Here is a 16,733-nt window from a genome sequence, read left to right as displayed (position 1 = left end):
GTTCTCCACCAGCGGTTGCAGCGCCAAGAACGGCACCACCACGGGCAGCACCTCGGGCGCGATCCGCAGCTGCACCTTCAACCGGTCCGGGCCGAACCTGGCCCGCTCCAGGGTCAGGTAGCGATCGATGTTGCGGATCTCGTCCGCCAGCGTCGTGTACAACCCGTTGGCGCGGAACGAGTAGCGGGTGAAGTCGGCGAACTCCTGGATCAGCTCCCGGGCCTGCTCCGGGTCGGTCCGGATGAGCGAACCGATCGTGTTCAACGCGTTGTAGATGAAGTGCGGGGAGATCTGCGCCCGCAGCGCGCGCACCTCGGCCTGCGCCAGCCGTTCCTTGGACTCCTGCAGCTCCGCCAGCTCCAGTTGGGTGGAGACGTGGTGGGCGACCTCCCCCGCAGCCCGCAGCAACCGCCTGCGGTCACCGTTGTCGATGATCGTCAGCGCGCCCCGCACCTCGTCCTCGACCTCCAGCGGGACCACCACGGCGTGGCGCATCGTGCACGGGCGCTGCTCGCAGCTGACGTTGGCGTGGTCCAGGTACTCGCGCTTGCCGGTGCGCAGCACCTGCTCGATCTTCGGGCGGACGTCCTCGTAGTGGTGGTTGGCCTCGCCGTCCCAGCTCAACAGGGTGCCGTCGGCGTCCACGATGCCGACCGCCACGCAGGACAGCAGCTCCCGGAGGTGCGGAGCGGTCTTGTCCGCGGACTCCTGGTTCAACCCCTCCCGCAGGTGGGGCGCCGCGCTGGTGACCCGGTGCAGCGCGGCCAGGGTCGCGTCCTCGATCGAAGTGCTCACCCGGCGCGCCCGGCAGAACATCACGAACATGCCGAGCACGACGAGCGCGGCGAGCGTGGTGAGTACCGTCCGCTCCGTCAAAAGCTCCGCCACAGCGGTAATTCTTCCCGGGCAACACGAACGGAATCAAGAAAGCTACTCTCAGTGCACTGTTCTCATCGGCAAGCGGCTCCTACGGCTCGCCGAACAGCAGTGACCACCATCGACAGTTGGTCGCTCTTCACTCAGCGCAACCGCTGTCCGTGGCGCGTTCCGGGCACTTCTCACTCGACCGGTTGAAGCTCCCCGTTCATGTCCGGCTCGGCGTGCAACTCGATGTGCCGCGACACGACGGCCACCTCGTGGTGCGCCTTGCGGAAACCGCGCACCACACCGACCCAGGTCTCCGCCTGCTTCTCCTCGTCGCCGAGGGTCGCCGCGGTCACCGTCCACGGCCGGCGGAGCAGCCACCGCACCGGGAAGAAGAGGGCGACCGCGATCAGCAGCAGCACCAGCCACGGCGGGACGATGACCCCCGGCGGGGTCCACATCACGAACATCACCGCCAGCAGCACCAGGGCGCCGCTGATGATGACCACGGACACCGAACCGTCGGTCACGTCGTGCTCGAACTCGTCGGCGGAAATCGGGTTGGACCACTCCAAAGTGGCCTTGACCGTCCACTCCCGGCCGTCGGAGCCCCGCACCACCCGGTTCATCGCTTCCTCCCCGCCCGCGCGGGCTGGTTCTGGATTCCTCCCACCCGCACGGCTCTCCTGCACACCGATGACCGAGCGTGGCGCAACGGCACCGGGTGAGTCATGTGCCTAGCGGGTGAAACCTGCATCACCATTTTCGATCATGGGCGGCACCACGCCAAGTCGGCAGTTCCAACGCGCTCCGCCGGTCCCGCGTCCAGCGGCGCCCCGTCACCCGCTCGCCCGGTTGCGCGGCCTCCGGGAACCCAGCCATGCTCCTGGTCCCCGGCGGAGCACCGGGCCAGCACCGCACCCAGCGACCGGACCGCGACGAGGCAGCGATGGACCCCGAAGAAGCCCTCGACATCGTGCGCACCCAGCACCGCGCCGTGCTGGCGACCCTGCGGCGCAACGGAACCCCGCAGATGACCCCGGTGCTGGTGACCGCCGACAACGCCGGGCACGTCACCGTGAGCACCGTGGCGGGCTCGGCGAAGGTGCGCAACCTGCGCCGGGACCCGCGGGCGTGGGTGTGCGTGCTGCCCGAGCAGTTCTTCGGGCACTGGGTCCAGATCGAGGGCGAGGTGCGGATCGTGCCGCTTCCGGAGGCGATGCCGCTGCTGGAGGAGTACTACCGCAGCATCTCCGGGGAGCACCCGGACTGGGCCGCCTACCGGGCGGCGATGTGGGCCGAACACCGGGTGTTGCTGCAGCTCACGCCCACCCGGGCCGTGGGCTCGCCGACTCCGTAGACCCCCCCGTGAACGCGCCCTGAGCGATGCGTTAGAGTAGTGGCAGCAACGGCCCGGAAGGGCAACTGCAGATGCGGATGTAGCGCAGTTGGTAGCGCATCACCTTGCCAAGGTGAGGGTCGCGGGTTCGAGTCCCGTCATCCGCTCCGAAGGAAAGGCCCCGGCTGGACGAGCCGGGGCCTTTCTCCTTGCACCGCTCAGGTGTCCTGCAGTCGGAACCCGATCTTCAGGCCCACCTGGTAGTGCCTGATCTCGCCGTCCTCGACGTGCCCGCGGATCTCGGTCACCTCGAACCAGTCGACCTGCCGCAGCGTCTGCGTGGCCCGCTCGATCGCGCGGCGGACCGCATCGTCCACTCCCGTTCGGGACGTTCCGACAACTTCGGTCACCCGGTACACGTGCTCGCTCATCCTCGCATCGTCAGCGGGTTCCAGCGGGTCCGCAAACCGACGCCGCCGACAGCGACCAGTGCGGTCGACCGCGGAAAGCAGCCGGCATTATCAACCGCTGCCACCACCGGCTGGCGGCAGCTGCTCGCTGCAGAGCTAGCCCGGGTGGAGCAACCGGCTTACGGTGAAACCGGCAGTGCGGTACGGCTGCCGGCGTCCCATCCTTGGTCGGGGAGGATGGGACGCACCCCAAACCACGACCGCCACGGCGATGGGACCGCTCGGATGGAATTGGCGGCGATCACGCTCCTGACCTTGGACGGAGTCGTGCAGGCCCCCGGCGGCCCGGACGAGGACCGCAGCGGGAACTTCCAGCAGGGCGGCTGGGTCGCACCCCACGCCGACGAGGGCATGCAGCGCAGCGAAGCGGAATGGTTCGCCGCGGCCAGCGCCTTCCTCCTCGGCCGCCGCACCTACCAGATCTTCGCCTCCTACTGGCCGCAGGTGACCGACGAGAACGACCCGATCGCCAGCAAGCTCAACGCCCTGCCGAAGTACGTCGTCTCCACCACCCTCGAACGCGCCGACTGGCACAACTCGACGCTGATCCGCGACGACCCGGTCGAGGCGGTGCGCGAGCTGAAGGACCGGCCGGGCGGGGAACTGCAGGTGCACGGCAGCCCCACCCTGGTGCAGTTCCTCATGCAGCACGGGCTGGTCGACGAGCACCGGCTGCTGGTCTTCCCGGTGGTGCTGGGCAGCGGTCGGCGGCTGTTCGCGGAAGGCGTGCAGCCCACCGCGATGCGGTTGATCGACACCAAGACCACCGAGAACGGGATCGCGATCCACACCTACCGGCCCACCGACGTACGGCACAGTGGGCTGATCAGCCGGAACAGCTGGTCAACGCCGCCCCCGCGGAGGGGCTCCTCGACGACGAACGGTGCTGGTGTGCGCAACGACCGGACGTCGGAGCAGCTCGAGGGCGGCTCTGGGGAGATCCGCCGGCTGGCGCGACCGGGCTGGTGGCGACCGTCCACCGGCTGCGGCGCGAACCGATCGGGGCGCTCACCCCGATGACCTCCGCCCCCTCGTGGGGCAGCACGTCGGCCTCGAGGTGCTCGTGCCCCGGGTGTTGACGCTCCTGGAGGAGGACCCGCTGCTGGCAGGCGACCTCCACGAGGGGACGTGCTCGCCGCGGTGCTGCGCGCCCCGGCCGAGCTGGAGCGCATCATCGCAGCCGTCGACGAGCCCGGCGCGGAGCTCCGGGCGGACATCGAGGACTTCCGCAGCGCGCAGCGGTGAGCCGGTGGGGGCGCGTCAAACCCGGAACTGCTGGGATCAGCTGCTCTCGACGTTCAACCCGACCGGGCAGGACACCCCGGTGCCGCCCAACCCGCAGTAGCCGAACGGGTTCTTGGCGTCCGACAGGTACTGCTGGTGGTAGGTCTCGGCGTAGTAGAACTCCCGCAGCGGCGCGATCTCGGTGGTGATGGGCCCGTAGCCCGCGGCCGACAGCGCCTGCTGGTAGCTGTCCCGGCTCAACTCGGCCTGCTCCTGCTGCTGCTCGCTGGTGCAGTAGACCGCCGACCGGTACTGGGTGCCGATGTCGTTGCCCTGGCGCATCCCCTGCGTCGGGTCGTGGTTCTCCCAGAACACCTTCAACAGCTGGTCGTAGCTGGTCTTCGCCGGGTCGAACACCACCAGCACCACTTCGGCGTGCCCGGTGAGACCGGAGCAGACCTCCTCGTAGGTCGGGTTGGGCGTGTACCCGCCGGCGTAGCCGACCGCGGTGGTCCACACGCCCTCGGTGCGCCAGAAAACCCGCTCCGCACCCCAGAAGCAGCCCATGCCGAAGACCGCGGTCTCCATTCCTTCCGGGAACGGCGGCACGATGCTGCGGTCGGTGAACACCGCGTGCTGCGGGTCCACCGGCATCGGGGTCTGCCGCCCGGGCAACGCCTCCGCCGGAGTGATCTGCCGAGTCCTGTCCCCAAAGAGCGCCATGCCGCCAGGGTACGCGGCTCACCCGCGGCCGGGGCCGTCCACGAACGGCCGGCGCAGCAGCGGCGTGGTCTCCTCCTCCGGCGTCGGCGGCGGCACCGGTCGGGCGTGCCTGCCCCGCTGTCCCGGCGGTTGCGGTTTCGGCGCCTGCCCGGGTGGGAACCGACCGGGCAGGACCGGGTCCTCGCCCACCGGCCGGACCGCGGGCCCGACCTCCCGGCGCGGCCGACCCGGCGGCACGGGCCGCCCCGGTCGTGGCCGAGCACCGTTGACGCCCGGGGCCGCGGCGCGGGGGTCCGGGGCCGGCCGCGGCGGTGGCCGCCACTCCTCGCGCCGGGTGGGCTGCTCCTCCGCACCCGCTTCCGGGCGCCGCCTCCCGTCCGGCGCAGCGGCCGCCCGCTCCTCCGGCGGCTCCGGCTCCTCGTCCTCCTGCTCGTCCAGCGCGCGCTCCGGTTCCTCGCCCGGCTGCTGCTCCCGCTTCGGCCCGCCCGGCGCGATGTAGTGCCGCAGCTGCATGGTCGGTTCCTCGATGAACTTCCACGACAGCGTGCCCATCGCGTAGGCCAGCGGCGCCGCGCACACCAGCATCAGCCACTGGTTGCGGATCCCGGCCATGGCCAGCAGCTGCTGGATCGGGAACCCCCACACGTACACGCCGTAGCTGCCGTTGACCCACACCGACGGCACCGTCAACCGGGCCGGCCAGAAGTGCCCGGCGACGACCACCGCGTAGCTCACCGACAGCGTCATCCAGAACGAACCGGTGATGCTGTTGGGCATCACGGCCAGCACCGCCAGCCCGGTGGCGGCCGCCAGCGGGGACAGCGGCACCCGGTAGAGGTTGACCACCACCCCGATCGCGAACGCCACCAGGAACGCCACCAGCGACTCGACCGGCACGCTCAGCAGCGCGCCCGCCGACTCGGCCCCCGGGATCTCCTCCAAGCGGCGGTCCCACGCGATCAACGCCACCAGCGCCACCAGCGCCAGCCACCGGAACCGCCCGCCCGCGCCGAGCAGCAGCAGGGCGTAGAGCCCCCCGTAGGCCAGCAGCTCCATCGGCAGCGTCCACAGCGAGCCGTTGACCGCGTCCGGCCACGGGTTGTCGGTGAACACCCCGGGAAGCTCGTGCTGCAGGGTGAGCATCCCGGCGTTGTTGACGATGTAGCCCCAGGTGTCCCGGGCCGCGAAGTACTCGCCCACCGACAGCGTCGTCACCATCGGCCCGACGACCAGCGCCATCACCACCGACACGGTCAGCATCGGCGGCCACAACCGCAGCACCCGCTTCACCGCGAACCGCAGCGGGTGGGGGTCCCGCACCCAGCTCTCGGTGATCTGGAAACCGCTCATGGCGAAGAAGCCCATGAGCACGCCCTCGTCCGGCTGGATCGGCCACTCCGGCGGGAAGAGCTCCCCGGTGCCGACCAGGGGGGAGCAGTGCCCGTAGATCACCAGGATGGCGCCGATCATGCGCAACCAGGCGAAACCGTGGTTGGGTTCGGCGAACCACTCCGGGTGCGCGTGGACGACCCGCGAGTCCCCCACGCACATCACCCCGCAGTCACAAACCCCGTACCCCAGCAGGTGCCGGGTTAGCGTATCCCGCCTGCGCCGTTGGTGGGTGCGCTACCGGACAGTTACCCAAAAACACCCGGCAGCGTTCGTATCGTTACCCGGCCGGTGCATCCGCAGCGCTCTCCGGAGTGCAGAATGGCTTCTGATCGCATTTCTCGGGGGCGGTCACGCAATCCGGAAAGGGCTCATTTCGGTGACCTGGCAAGACGAGCTGCAACATCTCGACGCCGAGCTCGCGGCGGGACGGATTTCCGCCGAGGAGTACCGCCAACGGCGAGACGCTCTGCTGTCCCAGGGAGGAGGTCCGAACGGACCGAACTCCGGGGGGTTCGCACAGCCGAACACCCCTTCCGGTGGCTTCGCGCAGCCGGGCACCCCCTCCGGGGGTTTCGCACAGCAGCAGGACCCGTTCCCGCCCGCCTTCTCCTGGGGAGAAGCCGCGGCGCAGGCCCAGCAGCAAGCCGGGCCACCGCAGGGCACCGGGGCCGAACCCACCCAGATGGTGAACCAACCCCCGTGGCCCCAGCAGCCGCAGCAGTGGAACCAGGCCGCCTGGCCCACCCCGGGCACCGAGCAGGAACCGAACATCCAGCACGGGGACACCAGCTGGCTGCGGCAGGGCCCGGAAGTGTTCGACGACGCCGGCAAGTCCGGGAAGGGCAAGCTCATCGCCGGCATCTCGATCGGCGCTGTCCTGGTGGTCGTCGCGGTCGTCGCCGGGATCTTCTTCTTCACCTCCTCCGACGGCAGCGACACGCAGGCCCAGGAGAGCTCGCAGCAGGCGCAGCCGACGGAGACCAGCTCGCTCCCGGAACCACCGGCCCCCAAGGCCCCGCCGGCCAACTCCGAGCAGGCGCTGGCCCCGATCTCCGGAACACCGCACCCGTGGAACGGCGCGCTGGACGTGCCCGCCCTGCAGGGCGCTCGAGGTGGCCTGCTGCAGCCGCAGCAGGTGCGGGACTTCGCGATCCAGAGCGGCCTGATCGACGGCCACTTCCTCGGCACCGAAGGCACCCCCAAGATCACGGTGCTGGCCCTGCAGCTGCCGGACGAGAGCACCGCCAGCAGCGTGGTGCGGGAGTACCTGGACGCCCAGCAGGGGCTCTCCGAGGTGGAGGACCTCTCCTACCAGGGCGTCAAGGTGGTCAACGCCGGAAGCACCTTCCGCACCGCCTACACCGCGCACTCGTGGGCGGTGATCATCGACGTCAGCGGCCCGGAGGGGCAGCAGCAGGCCGTCCAGCAGGAATTCCAGACGGTGCTGGACAACCAGCTCGAGCACTTGCCGCCGACCGTGCGCGAGTGAACCGACCGGTCGCAACGAGGAGGGGCGGGGAGCACTTCCCCGCCCCTCCTCGTTCCCTCAGCGCAGCTCCACGCCCGCGGTGCTCAGCAGTCCGCGCAGCGCCTTCCGGCAGGCCTCGGGGCCGAACTGGGCCTGGATCGCGGACCGGCCCGCCTTGGACAGCTCCCGCCACTTCGCGTCGTCGGCGAGCAGCTCACCGATCGCGGCCGCGAAGTCCTCGGTGCCGTCGGCGACCAGCACGTCCGTCCCGGGCTCCAGCCACATGCCCTCCACGGCGACCGACGTGCCCACCACCGGCACCCCCTTGCCGAGGCTCTCCCCGACCTTGCCCTTGACCCCGGCGCCGAACCGCAGCGGCGCGATCGTCACCCGCGCACCGGCGTACAACGGGTCCAGGTCCTGCACCCAGCCGTGGACCCGAACACCGGGGCCGTCCAGCGCCCGGACCTCGTCGGTCGGGTTGCTGCCCACGACGTGCAGCACCGCGTCCGGGTGCTCCTTCCGCACCAGCGGCATGATCTCCCGGGCCGCCCAGCAGGCCGCGTCCACGTTCGGCGGGTGGTCGAAACCGCCCACGAACAGCACGTCCTCCCGGCCCTCCGGGTGCGCCGAACCCTCGTCCACGTGGTGCACGTTGGACAGCACCCGGACGTCGGCCTCCGGCACCAGCTCCCGCAGCAGCTGCTGCTCCGCCTCGGACACCACCAAGGTGACGTCGCAGGAGCGGGCCAGCCCGAGCTCCAGCTGGCGGGAGGCGAAGGCCTTGCGGCGCAGCGCAGCGGCCTCCTCGGCGTTGCCCTGCTGCTCGGCCACCTCCGCTTGCCGCTCCAACCGCAAGAAGTGCACGTCCACCGTGTCGTAGGCGATCACCGCCTGCGGCGCGCAGGTGCGCAGCTCCTCCACCAGGCTCCACGCCACCTGCGGCCGGGACAGCACGGCCAGCGAGATCTCCCGCCCCGCCTCGTGCAGGAAGGCCTGCTGCAGCTCCGGCTCCGGCAGCACGGTGATCCCCAGCTGCTGCAGCTCGGTGGTGTAGGGCTGCAGGGCGGCGTGGTTGGCCGGGAAGAACACCACCCGGCAGCCGAGGTCGACCAGCTGCTCGAGGATCCGGCGCAACCGCACCGAACCGGAGTCGAAGTCCGGCCGCGGCACCTGGTGGTCCTTGACCAGCACCAGCGGACCGTGGTGGCCGCGGGTGCCGCGCTGCCGGGCCAACCACAGGTTGGTCGGCGACGCCTTCGGCAGGTGCTCGGCCTGCAGCGTGTCCTTCCACTTCTCCACGAACACCTGGCGGTTGAGCTCCTGGTGCTTCTTCACCCCGGTGCTCAGGTCGGTGCCGTTGGACACGCCCTCGTGGTGCACCACCACGGCCTTCGGCTGCACCACGGTGCGGTAGCCGGCCGCCCGGATCGCGAACGCCAGGTCGGTGTCCTCGTAGTAGGCCGGGGCGTAGCGGGTGTCGAAACCACCCACCTGCCGGAACACGTCGGCCCGGACCAGGATCGCCGCGCCCGAGCAGTAGTCGACGTCCCGGAGCACGTTGAACTCCGCACCACCGGGATCGCTGTTGCGGCCGTAGTTCCAGCCGCTGCCGTCCGACCACACGATCCCGCCGCACTCCTGCAGCCGGCCGTCCGGGTAGACCAGCTTGGCCCCCACCAGGCCGATCCGCTCGTCCGAGCGCATCGTGTCCACCAGGATGTCCAACCAGGACTCGGTGACCTCGGCGTCGTTGTTGAGGAAGAACAAGTACTCGCCCTTGGCGTGCTCCGCCCCGAGGTTGCAGGCCCCGACGAACCCGAGGTTGCGCTCGGTGCGCACCAGCCGGACGCCCTCGCACGCGGCCAGCTTCTCCGCGCTGTCGTCCGGGGACGCGTCGTCCACCACGATCACCTCGAACGGCACCGACACCAGGTGCCCGCCCAGGAAGCGCAAGCACTGCCGGGTGTACGGCCACTTGCCGTGCACCGGGACGATCACGCTGACCAGCGGCTCATCGCTGCGCGGCACGGGCAGCGGCCCGGTCTCCGGTTCGGCCTTCGGCTCCGCCGGGATCCCCGGCTCCCGCCCCAGGGCGATCTCGTAGAGGTCCCGGCGCGTGGTGCCCCGCGGCGCCACGCGTTCGATGACCTGCCGGTACTTGGTCACCGCGCGCTGCACCAGGGCGGAGTTCTGCTCCTCCAGCTCGGCGTTGCGGGCCGCCAGCTGCTCGGTCCGCCGCTCCGCGTCGGCCAGCCGGCCCTCCAGCCGGGCCACCGTGTCCTTCAACCACTCGATGCGCGCCGCGTCCCGTTCCACGTCCCGCTGCCGCGCCCCCAGCTCCTCCCGCAGCCGGGCGAGCTCGGCGCGCAGCTGGTCCTGCTCCCGGAGGCGCTCCTCCTGCTGCTTGCGCAGCTCTTCCAGGTGGCCGATGGTGCCCTTGAGCTCTTCGGCCTCCTCGCGGCTGCGCTGGTAGAGCTCGTTGAGCCGGGCGACGTCGGCGACCGCGGCGTCCCGCTGCTCGATCACCGGGCCCAAGTCGCCGCCGCTGCGCACCAAGGTCAGTTCCGGGTCCAGCAGGACCGCCGCCCCCGGCAGCTTCGGCAGCGGCCGGTCCGAGGCGATCCCGAACAGGTAGGTGTGCGGCACGCCGGGCTCCACCCGCCACTCGCCGGAGCCGCCGCGCAAGCTCTCCAGCCGCACCCCTTCGATCACGGTGTCCGGGTCGCCGGGCTCGGCCGGCACCGCCAGCGACCCGACGGCCACGTTCTGCTTCAGCAGCGCCACGTACCGGAAGGAGCCCTCCAGCAGCTGCTGGAACTCCTCGCCGGTCAGCTCCCTGACGTGGTACGGGTTGTCGTTGCCGTGCTCCCCCGAGTAGACCCGGGTGTCGGGGGTGCTGATCAGCAGCAGACCGCCGGGGGCCAGCCGCTGGCGGGCCAGCTGCAGCACCGCGTCGTGGTCCTCGACGTGCTCGATGGCCTCGAAGCACACCACGACGTCGAACGGCTCCTCGCCGGCCAGCAGCTCCGGGTCGGTGATGGAGCCGGTGCGGAACACCGCCTGCGGGTAGTTCTGCCGGGCGTGCTCGACGGTGGTCTGGTCGATGTCGACCCCCACCACCTCGGCCGCGTGCGCGGCCAGCAGCGCGGTGCCGTACCCCTCGCCGCAGGCCAGGTCGAGCACCCGTTTGCCGCGCACGAACCGGGCGGCGATGGCGTAGCGGTGGTAGTGCTCGTAGATGACCTGGACGTCGTCGGTCCACGGCACGCAGCGTTCCCCGGTCCAGCCGATCAGCCGAGGGGCTTCTTCACTCATCGACAGTCCTCTTGACCAGCATCGAAAGTTCCATCGAAGGCTAGCTCCCCACCTCCGCTCCGATCACGGGGACCGGAGAACCGGGCACGAGTCGTTATCTCCGGGCCGCCCGAAGATGAAATTTCCTTCATCTCCGTTTCACCTTCCCCGCAGCTTCGGGTGCGAAGGTACGACCATGAGGTCGGTCCCGAAGACGGTGCTGCTGCTGGCTGCCCTCGCGCTGCCGATAGCGGTCGTCCTGATCAGCTTCTCCGCCGGCACCACGCCGCGCGAACCGCAAGTTCCGGTCACCGTGGAGATCGGCAGCTCACCCGACCCGAACCCGCCGGAAACCGGCTCGACCACCCCGATGCCGCCCCCGGAGACCTCCCTGCCCGCCGAACTGCCCCCGCCGCCTCCGGTCGAGGACGACGAAGACGACGACGATGACGACGACCACGACGACGAAGACGACGACTGAGTCCACCGGAGCGGAACGACCAGCTCCCCGCCGCCACGGAACGCGCATCCCGGCCCGCGCCCAGATCATGGTGTGGATGCTGCTGTTCCTGGTGGTGATCCTGCTGGCCACCGTGCTGCTCGTGCGGAACTTCCTGGTCAACGACATGCAGAACCAGGTCACCACGTCGCTGGAGCAGGAAGCCGCCGAGTTCGCCGCGTTCGCCCAGAAGGGCCGGGACCCCCGCACCAACCAGCTGATCACCGACCCGGGCCTGCTGTTCCGCACGCACCTGGAACGCCAGTACCCGGACCCCAGCGAAGCGCTGGTCGGGGTGTGGCGAGGACCGACCGGGCTGAGCATGCCGGTGTCCCAGACCCAGGACGACGACCTGGAGCGGATCGCCCGCGACCCGCAGCTGCTGGACCGCATCGTCAACGCCCCCGAGACGCACGGGCAGGTGGACACCGCCGCCGGCCCGATGCGCTGGTTGAAGGTGGAAGCCGGCTTCCCCCACGGCACCCGGGCCTGGTTCATCACCATGCACTTCACCGCCGAGGCCGCGGCCGAAGTCAGCCGCACCGTCACCCTCCTGGTGGTGGTCAGCGCGATCGGCGTGCTGCTGGCCGCGGTGCTGTCCTGGGTCGTCGCGGGACTGATCCTGGCCCCGGTGCGCCAGGTCCGGTTGACCGCGGCCGAGATCAGCGAACGCGACCTCACCCGGCGCATCCCGGTGGAAGGCCGGGACGACATCGCCGCGCTGGCCGACCAGTTCAACGCGATGCTGGACCGGCTGGAAGAGGCCTTCCGCACCCAGCGGCAGTTCATCGACGACGCCAGCCACGAGCTGCGCACCCCGATCACCATCGTGCGCGGCAACCTGGAACTCCTCGGCGACGACCCCGCCGAGCGGGAGGAAGTGGTCCGGCTGTGCACCGACGAACTGGACCGGATGACCCGCATCGTCGAAGACCTGCTGATGCTGGCCAAAGCGGACCGACCCGACTTCGTCACCCCGGAACCCGTCTCCCTCGCGGAGCTGACCAGCGACATCGAGGCGAAAGTGCGCTCCCTGGCCGACCGCCGGTGGATCCTGGACGACATCGGCGACGGTGACGTGCTGGTCGACCAGCAGCGGATCACCCAGGCCATGGTGCAGCTGGCGCAGAACGCGGTGCAGCACACCGGGCCGGGCTCGGAAATCCGGGTGGGCTCGGAGGTCCGCGGCAGCACCGCGGTGCTGTGGGTGGCCGACCGCGGCCCGGGCGTCGATCCGTCCGAAGTGGAGAAGATCTTCAACCGGTTCACCCACGGCAGCAGCCACGGCAAGGGCGGTGCCGGACTCGGACTGGCGATCGTCAAGGCCATCGCCGAAGCGCACGGCGGCCGGGTGCGGGTGGAGTCCGAGCCGGGCAACGGCGCCACCTTCCTCCTGGAACTTCCGGTGCTGCTGCGCACGACCCCGATGGAGATTCCCGCATGAGCAAGATCCTGATCGTGGAGGACGAGCAGCGCATCGCTGCGTTCATCGAGAAAGGGCTGCGCGCCAACGGGTTCGCCACCACCGTGGTGACCGATGGGGACACCGCCCAGGACTACCTGCTGACCGGGGACTTCGACCTGGCCGTCCTGGACCTGGGGCTGCCCGGCAAGGACGGGTTCTCCGTGCTGCACGCGGTCCGCTCCCAGCACGTGACCATGCCGGTGATCATCCTGACCGCGCGGGACTCGGTGCACGACACGGTGGCCGGCCTGGAAGGCGGCGCCGACGACTACATGACCAAGCCGTTCCGGTTCGAGGAACTGCTGGCCAGGGTGCGGCTGCGGCTCCGCTCGGCGGACCGGGCACCGGAGGTGACGGTGCTGCGCTCCGGCGACCTCTCGCTGGACCTGCGCACCCGGCGGGCGCAGGTCCCCGACGGCACCGTCGACCTCACCGCCCGGGAGTTCGCCATGCTCGAGCTGTTCATGCGGCACAGCGGGCAAGTGCTGTCCCGCGAGCAGATCCTCTCCCACGTGTGGGGGTACGACTTCGACCCCGGGTCCAACGTGGTCGACGTGTACGTCCGCGCGCTGCGGCGCAAGATCGGTTCCCAGCGCATCCGGACCGTGCGGGGCATGGGCTACCGGCTGGGCGACTGACCGCTCGGTGGGCGGCGGCTCCTCCGCCGCGTTCGGCGGGGGAAGCGCCCTTCACGGCACCGCCCCACCGGGTCCGCCAGTAGAGTGATCCCGTGAGTTCCCGCCGGTACTGCCGCTGCACCCCGAGCGCAGCGACCCCTTCCTGGAAGAAGGCCCTTCCCGGACCGGAAGCACCCGCCGTGGCAGCGGGAACCGCTGACCTCGTCCCCGGTGCGGGGGCGCGCCGGTTCGTCTCCGGACCGCTGCCGGTGCTGCTGGCCGCCGCGCTGTGGGGCACCACCGGCACCGCGGCCTCGTTCGCGCCGGAAGAGGCCAGTCCCCTGGCCATCGGGGCGGCCACGATGGGCCTGGGCGGGCTGCTGCTGTTCGCCGTGGCCGGCCGACCGGCGGTGGCCGTGCTGCGCACCGCACCCCGGTGGCTGCTGCTGAGCGGGGCGGCCGCGGTCGTGGTGTACCCGCTGGCGTTCTACTCGTCGATGGCGCTGGCCGGGGTGGCGATCGGCACGGTGGTGACGTTGGGCTCCGCCCCGGTCTTCGCCGCCCTGCTGGAGCGGGTCGCCGACGGGACCGCCTTGGACTTGCGCTGGGGAGCGGCCGCAGCGCTCGCGGTGAGCGGTGGTGTGCTGCTGACCACCGGGAGCTCACCGGTCGGGACCGGTTCCGACACCGCGCTGGGCTCGCTGCTGGGGTTGCTGGCCGGTGCCTCCTACAGCGGTTACTCGTGGGCGGCCGGGAAGGTGATGCGGGCTGGCCACAGCTCGCGCGCGGTCATGGGGGCGGTCTTCGGGCTGGGCGCGCTGGGGCTGCTGCCGGTGCTGCTGCTGACCGGTGGCCCGCTGCTGGCTTCCCCGGCCGGCCTGCTGGTCTGCGGGTACCTCGCGGTGGTCCCGATGTGCCTGGCCTACGTGCTGTTCGGCGCCGGGCTGCGCAGGGTTCCGGCGAGCGCGGCGACGACGCTGACCCTGCTGGAGCCGGTGGTCGCCGCGGTGCTCAGCGTGGTGGTCGTGGGGGAGCGCCTGGGCGCGCAGTCCTGGTTCGGGATGGCCCTGATCGCGGCCGGACTGTTGCTCACAAGCACCGGAAACCGACCTGTGGATAGCTGTGGATAACTGTGGATAACTCGGCCTGAAACTGTGAACAAGCATCTGGACAACTTGTTGTTTTCGCAGCTCAGAGCATGTGAATACGAGTTATCCACAGGGTGTGGACAACATCGGTGTAATTTTCCCCGGACGGGTGGTCTGCGGAGGGCGCACCACCGCAGACCACCCCCGTGAGGCGTTCGCGGACCGAGCCGCTCGACACCCGCCGCGGCGGCACGGCGAGCGACCGGGAACCGCTCAGCGCCCGACCGCGTAGCCCTGTGCGCCGCGCGGATTGGCCGCCGCGCGCAGCACCCCCGTCTCCGGGTCGCGCGAAACCGCCGACAAGCGGCCGAGCGCCCACGGGCCGGCGTCCTGCACGTCGTGCCCGCGGCGCTGGAGCTCGGCCAACGTCTTCTCGCCCAACCGCGATTCGGCCACCAGCAGCCCCGGCTCCCAGCTGCGTGGGTAGAACGAGCCGGGGAAAGCCCCGGTGTGCCAGGCCGGCGAGTCGATCGCCGCCTGCAAGTTGAGTCCACCGTGGACATGGGCGAGCCAGAAGCACAACTGCCACTGGTCCTGCTGATCGCCGCCCGGAGTGCCGAACGCCAGCACCGGCACCCCGTCCCGCAACCCCAGGGACGGGCTCAGGGTGATCCGCGGGCGCTTGCCCGGGGTCAGCGAGTTCGGCAGCCCCTCGTCCAGCCAGAACATCTGCGCCCTGCTGTTGAGGCAGAAACCGAGCTCCGGGATGACCGGCGAGGACTGCAGCCAACCACCGGACGGGGTGGCCGACACGATGTTCCCCCAGCGGTCCACCACGTCCAGGTGGACCGTGTCGCCCTTGCTCTCCCCGTTCGGGGAAACGGTCGGCTCCCCGATGCCCACACCGCTGGGGTCCTTGGGGCCGAAAGCCCCGTGCCCGCCGGCGACGTGCTCGGGCAGCACCGGTGCGCGCCCACCCGGATTGCCGGGCCGGAGCTCCAGGGACGCCTCGTCCCCGATGAGCTCGCGCCGGGCCGCCGCGTACTCCCGCGAGAGCAGGTCGTCGAGCACCGCTCGGTCTGCCGAGTCGCCGTACCAGGCCTCCCGGTCGGCGAAGGCGAGCTTGGCCGCTTCCACCGCGACGTGCACCGTGTCAGCGGTGGCGACCCCGTCGACGTAGCGGATCTGGTCGGCGCAGCCCTCCAGCAGGCGCAGCTGCTGGGCCAGCGCCGGGCCCTGGGTCCAGATCCCGAACTTGGCCAACGACCAACCGCCGGGCAGGTCGGTGAGGCACGGCTCCTCGTAGCTGGCCTCGTACTCGGCGATGTCCTGACCGGTGAGCACGCCGGTGCGCAAGTGCCCCGTGCTGTCCCGGTGCGGCTGCTTGACGAAGTTCTCGATCGCTTCCGCCACGAACCCCTGCGACCAGGCCCGGCGGGCCGCGTCGATCTGCGCCTCCCGACCGGCACCCGCGGCTTCGGCCTCGGCGAGCAACCGCTCCCAGGTGTCGGCCAGCACGGGGTTGCGCAGCAAGGTGCCCGGTTCCGGGGCCTTCCCGTCGACCAGCCACACCTGCGCGGAAGTCGGCCAGTGCTGGCGGAAGTGCTCGCTGACGGTGTCGATCGTGCTGTGCAAGCGCTCGACCACCGGGTATCCGTCGCGGGCGTAGCCGATGGCGTACTTGAGCACCTCGCGCAGCGGTTTGGTGCCGTAGTCCCGCAGCAGCAGCAGCCAAGCGTCCCAAGCACCGGGAACCGTGGCGGCCAAGAACCCGGTGCCCGGCACCAGCTGCAAGCCCAGTTCGTCCCGGTAGTGGGCGATGGTGGCACCGGCGGGAACCGGCCCCTGACCGCACAGCGCGCGAGGACGCGGATCGTGCCCGGTCGCGAAGAGCACCGGCACTTCCCCACCGGGGCCGTTCAAGTGCGGTTCCACGACTTGGAGCACGAACCCGGCGGCCACCGCCGCGTCGAAGGCGTTGCCGCCGTCCTCCAGCACCGCCATTCCGGCCGCGGAAGCGAGCCAGTGGGTGGAGGCGACCATTCCCTGCGTACCAGCGAGTTCCGGGCGAGTGGTAAACACCCGCCCACTCTAGATTCACCGAGCCGCGATGAACATGCCTGCGGCGAGCCGGAAATCGCCTCGCGCTGCGGGCAGCGGTCAGGCGGACGGCTGGTCGTCCGGGTGCACGGGGCTGCGTCCGATGCCGTGCCAGGTCAGGCCGGCGCGGCGCAGCGTGTCCGGATCCAGCAGGTTGCGCCCGTCGACCACCACCGGCTGGGCCATC

14 protein-coding genes and 1 tRNA gene are annotated in these 16,733 nt (G+C 70.8%); 8 read left to right on the top strand and 7 right to left on the bottom strand.

Features of this window, described 5'->3' with window-relative positions:
* The coding region (locus tag SREC43747_RS0116810; protein ID WP_029722495.1) for a GAF domain-containing sensor histidine kinase at positions 1 to 888 on the bottom strand (888 nt) is incomplete at its 3' end.
* A 170-nt stretch (positions 889 to 1,058) separates the two neighbouring features.
* Positions 1,059 to 1,493: a hypothetical protein gene (locus tag SREC43747_RS0116805; protein WP_029722494.1), complete on the bottom strand. Its 435-nt coding sequence runs from the start codon at positions 1,491 to 1,493 to the stop codon at positions 1,059 to 1,061.
* A 251-nt stretch (positions 1,494 to 1,744) separates the two neighbouring features.
* Here SREC43747_RS0116805 and SREC43747_RS0116800 point away from each other — a divergent pair, with 251 nt between their 5' ends.
* The gene (locus tag SREC43747_RS0116800) at positions 1,745 to 2,224 is read left to right on the top strand and encodes a PPOX class F420-dependent oxidoreductase (protein ID WP_236623243.1); all 480 of its coding nucleotides are present in this window, start codon (positions 1,745 to 1,747) and stop codon (positions 2,222 to 2,224) included.
* Between the two features lie 73 nt (positions 2,225 to 2,297).
* Positions 2,298 to 2,370: transfer RNA gene (locus SREC43747_RS0116795), tRNA-Gly, on the top strand.
* Between the two features lie 51 nt (positions 2,371 to 2,421).
* Here SREC43747_RS0116795 and SREC43747_RS0116790 read toward each other — a convergent pair.
* A complete protein-coding gene (locus tag SREC43747_RS0116790) occupies positions 2,422 to 2,634 on the bottom strand; it encodes a dodecin (RefSeq protein WP_029722492.1) in 213 nt (70 codons plus the stop codon).
* A 216-nt stretch (positions 2,635 to 2,850) separates the two neighbouring features.
* Between SREC43747_RS0116790 and SREC43747_RS0116785 the strand changes: the two genes are divergently transcribed.
* Positions 2,851 to 3,693 (top strand): dihydrofolate reductase family protein, encoded by an 843-nt coding sequence (locus SREC43747_RS0116785; protein ID WP_236623242.1) that lies wholly within the window; start codon positions 2,851 to 2,853, stop codon positions 3,691 to 3,693.
* A 261-nt stretch (positions 3,694 to 3,954) separates the two neighbouring features.
* Here the strand turns inward: SREC43747_RS0116785 and msrA are convergent, their stop codons facing one another.
* Together msrA and SREC43747_RS0116770 are read right to left on the bottom strand one after the other, a co-directional pair.
* Positions 3,955 to 4,620, bottom strand: coding sequence for a peptide-methionine (S)-S-oxide reductase MsrA (msrA, locus tag SREC43747_RS0116775; protein ID WP_029722490.1), 666 nt, complete (start codon positions 4,618 to 4,620; stop codon positions 3,955 to 3,957).
* Between the two features lie 18 nt (positions 4,621 to 4,638).
* Positions 4,639 to 6,171 carry an acyltransferase family protein gene (locus SREC43747_RS0116770; RefSeq protein WP_029722489.1) on the bottom strand — a complete coding sequence of 511 codons (1,533 nt, stop codon included), beginning with the start codon at positions 6,169 to 6,171 and terminating at the stop codon, positions 4,639 to 4,641.
* 217 nt (positions 6,172 to 6,388) lie between these two features.
* Here SREC43747_RS0116770 and SREC43747_RS0116765 point away from each other — a divergent pair, with 217 nt between their 5' ends.
* Positions 6,389 to 7,501 (top strand): SHOCT domain-containing protein, encoded by a 1,113-nt coding sequence (locus SREC43747_RS0116765; protein WP_029722487.1) that lies wholly within the window; start codon positions 6,389 to 6,391, stop codon positions 7,499 to 7,501.
* A 57-nt stretch (positions 7,502 to 7,558) separates the two neighbouring features.
* On the opposite strand, the gene SREC43747_RS0116760 is transcribed toward SREC43747_RS0116765, so the two are convergent.
* On the bottom strand, positions 7,559 to 10,798 hold the full coding sequence (locus SREC43747_RS0116760; RefSeq protein ID WP_029722486.1) for a glycosyltransferase: 3,240 nt from the start codon (positions 10,796 to 10,798) through the stop codon (positions 7,559 to 7,561).
* A gap of 175 nt (positions 10,799 to 10,973) precedes the next feature.
* Here SREC43747_RS0116760 and SREC43747_RS21555 point away from each other — a divergent pair, with 175 nt between their 5' ends.
* From SREC43747_RS21555 to SREC43747_RS0116740, 4 genes are all read left to right on the top strand, one after another.
* Complete coding sequence (locus SREC43747_RS21555) at positions 10,974 to 11,258, top strand: hypothetical protein (protein WP_029722485.1); 285 nt, start codon at positions 10,974 to 10,976, stop codon at positions 11,256 to 11,258.
* Positions 11,224 to 12,720, top strand: a complete 1,497-nt coding sequence (locus tag SREC43747_RS0116750; RefSeq protein WP_081722654.1) for a sensor histidine kinase — start codon at positions 11,224 to 11,226, stop codon at positions 12,718 to 12,720. The genes SREC43747_RS21555 and SREC43747_RS0116750 overlap by 35 nt, the downstream gene beginning before the upstream one ends.
* A complete protein-coding gene (locus SREC43747_RS0116745; protein WP_029722482.1) occupies positions 12,717 to 13,379 on the top strand; it encodes a response regulator transcription factor in 663 nt (220 codons plus the stop codon). Before SREC43747_RS0116750 ends, SREC43747_RS0116745 begins: the two co-directional genes overlap by 4 nt.
* Positions 13,380 to 13,471: 92 nt before the next feature.
* Entirely contained in the window at positions 13,472 to 14,488 is a 1,017-nt protein-coding gene (locus tag SREC43747_RS0116740; protein ID WP_236623241.1) for a DMT family transporter, read from the top strand.
* 231 nt (positions 14,489 to 14,719) lie between these two features.
* On the opposite strand, the gene SREC43747_RS0116735 is transcribed toward SREC43747_RS0116740, so the two are convergent.
* Positions 14,720 to 16,528: a gamma-glutamyltransferase family protein gene (locus SREC43747_RS0116735; RefSeq protein ID WP_029722479.1), complete on the bottom strand. Its 1,809-nt coding sequence runs from the start codon at positions 16,526 to 16,528 to the stop codon at positions 14,720 to 14,722.
* Positions 16,529 to 16,733: the final 205 nt, after the last annotated feature.

The sequence above is a fragment of the Saccharopolyspora rectivirgula DSM 43747 genome (assembly GCF_000497205.1).
Taxonomy (GTDB): Bacteria; Actinomycetota; Actinomycetes; order Mycobacteriales; family Pseudonocardiaceae; genus Saccharopolyspora; species Saccharopolyspora rectivirgula.
This window is presented reverse-complemented; position numbering and strand designations above follow the sequence as displayed.

Excerpts from the sequence above, each read along its gene's own strand:
- SREC43747_RS0116805 (WP_029722494.1), bottom strand. The coding sequence starts at position 1,493 with ATGAACCGGGTGGTGCGGGGCTCCGACGGCCGGGAGTGGACGGTCAAG.
- SREC43747_RS0116800 (WP_236623243.1), top strand. The coding sequence starts at position 1,745 with ATGCTCCTGGTCCCCGGCGGAGCACCGGGCCAGCACCGCACCCAGCGA.
- SREC43747_RS0116790 (WP_029722492.1), bottom strand. The coding sequence starts at position 2,634 with ATGAGCGAGCACGTGTACCGGGTGACCGAAGTTGTCGGAACGTCCCGA.
- SREC43747_RS0116785 (WP_236623242.1), top strand. The coding sequence starts at position 2,851 with ATGGGACGCACCCCAAACCACGACCGCCACGGCGATGGGACCGCTCGG.
- msrA (WP_029722490.1), bottom strand. The coding sequence starts at position 4,620 with ATGGCGCTCTTTGGGGACAGGACTCGGCAGATCACTCCGGCGGAGGCG.
- SREC43747_RS0116770 (WP_029722489.1), bottom strand. The coding sequence starts at position 6,171 with ATGTGCGTGGGGGACTCGCGGGTCGTCCACGCGCACCCGGAGTGGTTC.
- SREC43747_RS0116760 (WP_029722486.1), bottom strand. The coding sequence starts at position 10,798 with ATGAGTGAAGAAGCCCCTCGGCTGATCGGCTGGACCGGGGAACGCTGC.
- SREC43747_RS21555 (WP_029722485.1), top strand. The coding sequence starts at position 10,974 with ATGAGGTCGGTCCCGAAGACGGTGCTGCTGCTGGCTGCCCTCGCGCTG.
- SREC43747_RS0116750 (WP_081722654.1), top strand. The coding sequence starts at position 11,224 with ATGACGACGACCACGACGACGAAGACGACGACTGAGTCCACCGGAGCG.
- SREC43747_RS0116745 (WP_029722482.1), top strand. The coding sequence starts at position 12,717 with ATGAGCAAGATCCTGATCGTGGAGGACGAGCAGCGCATCGCTGCGTTC.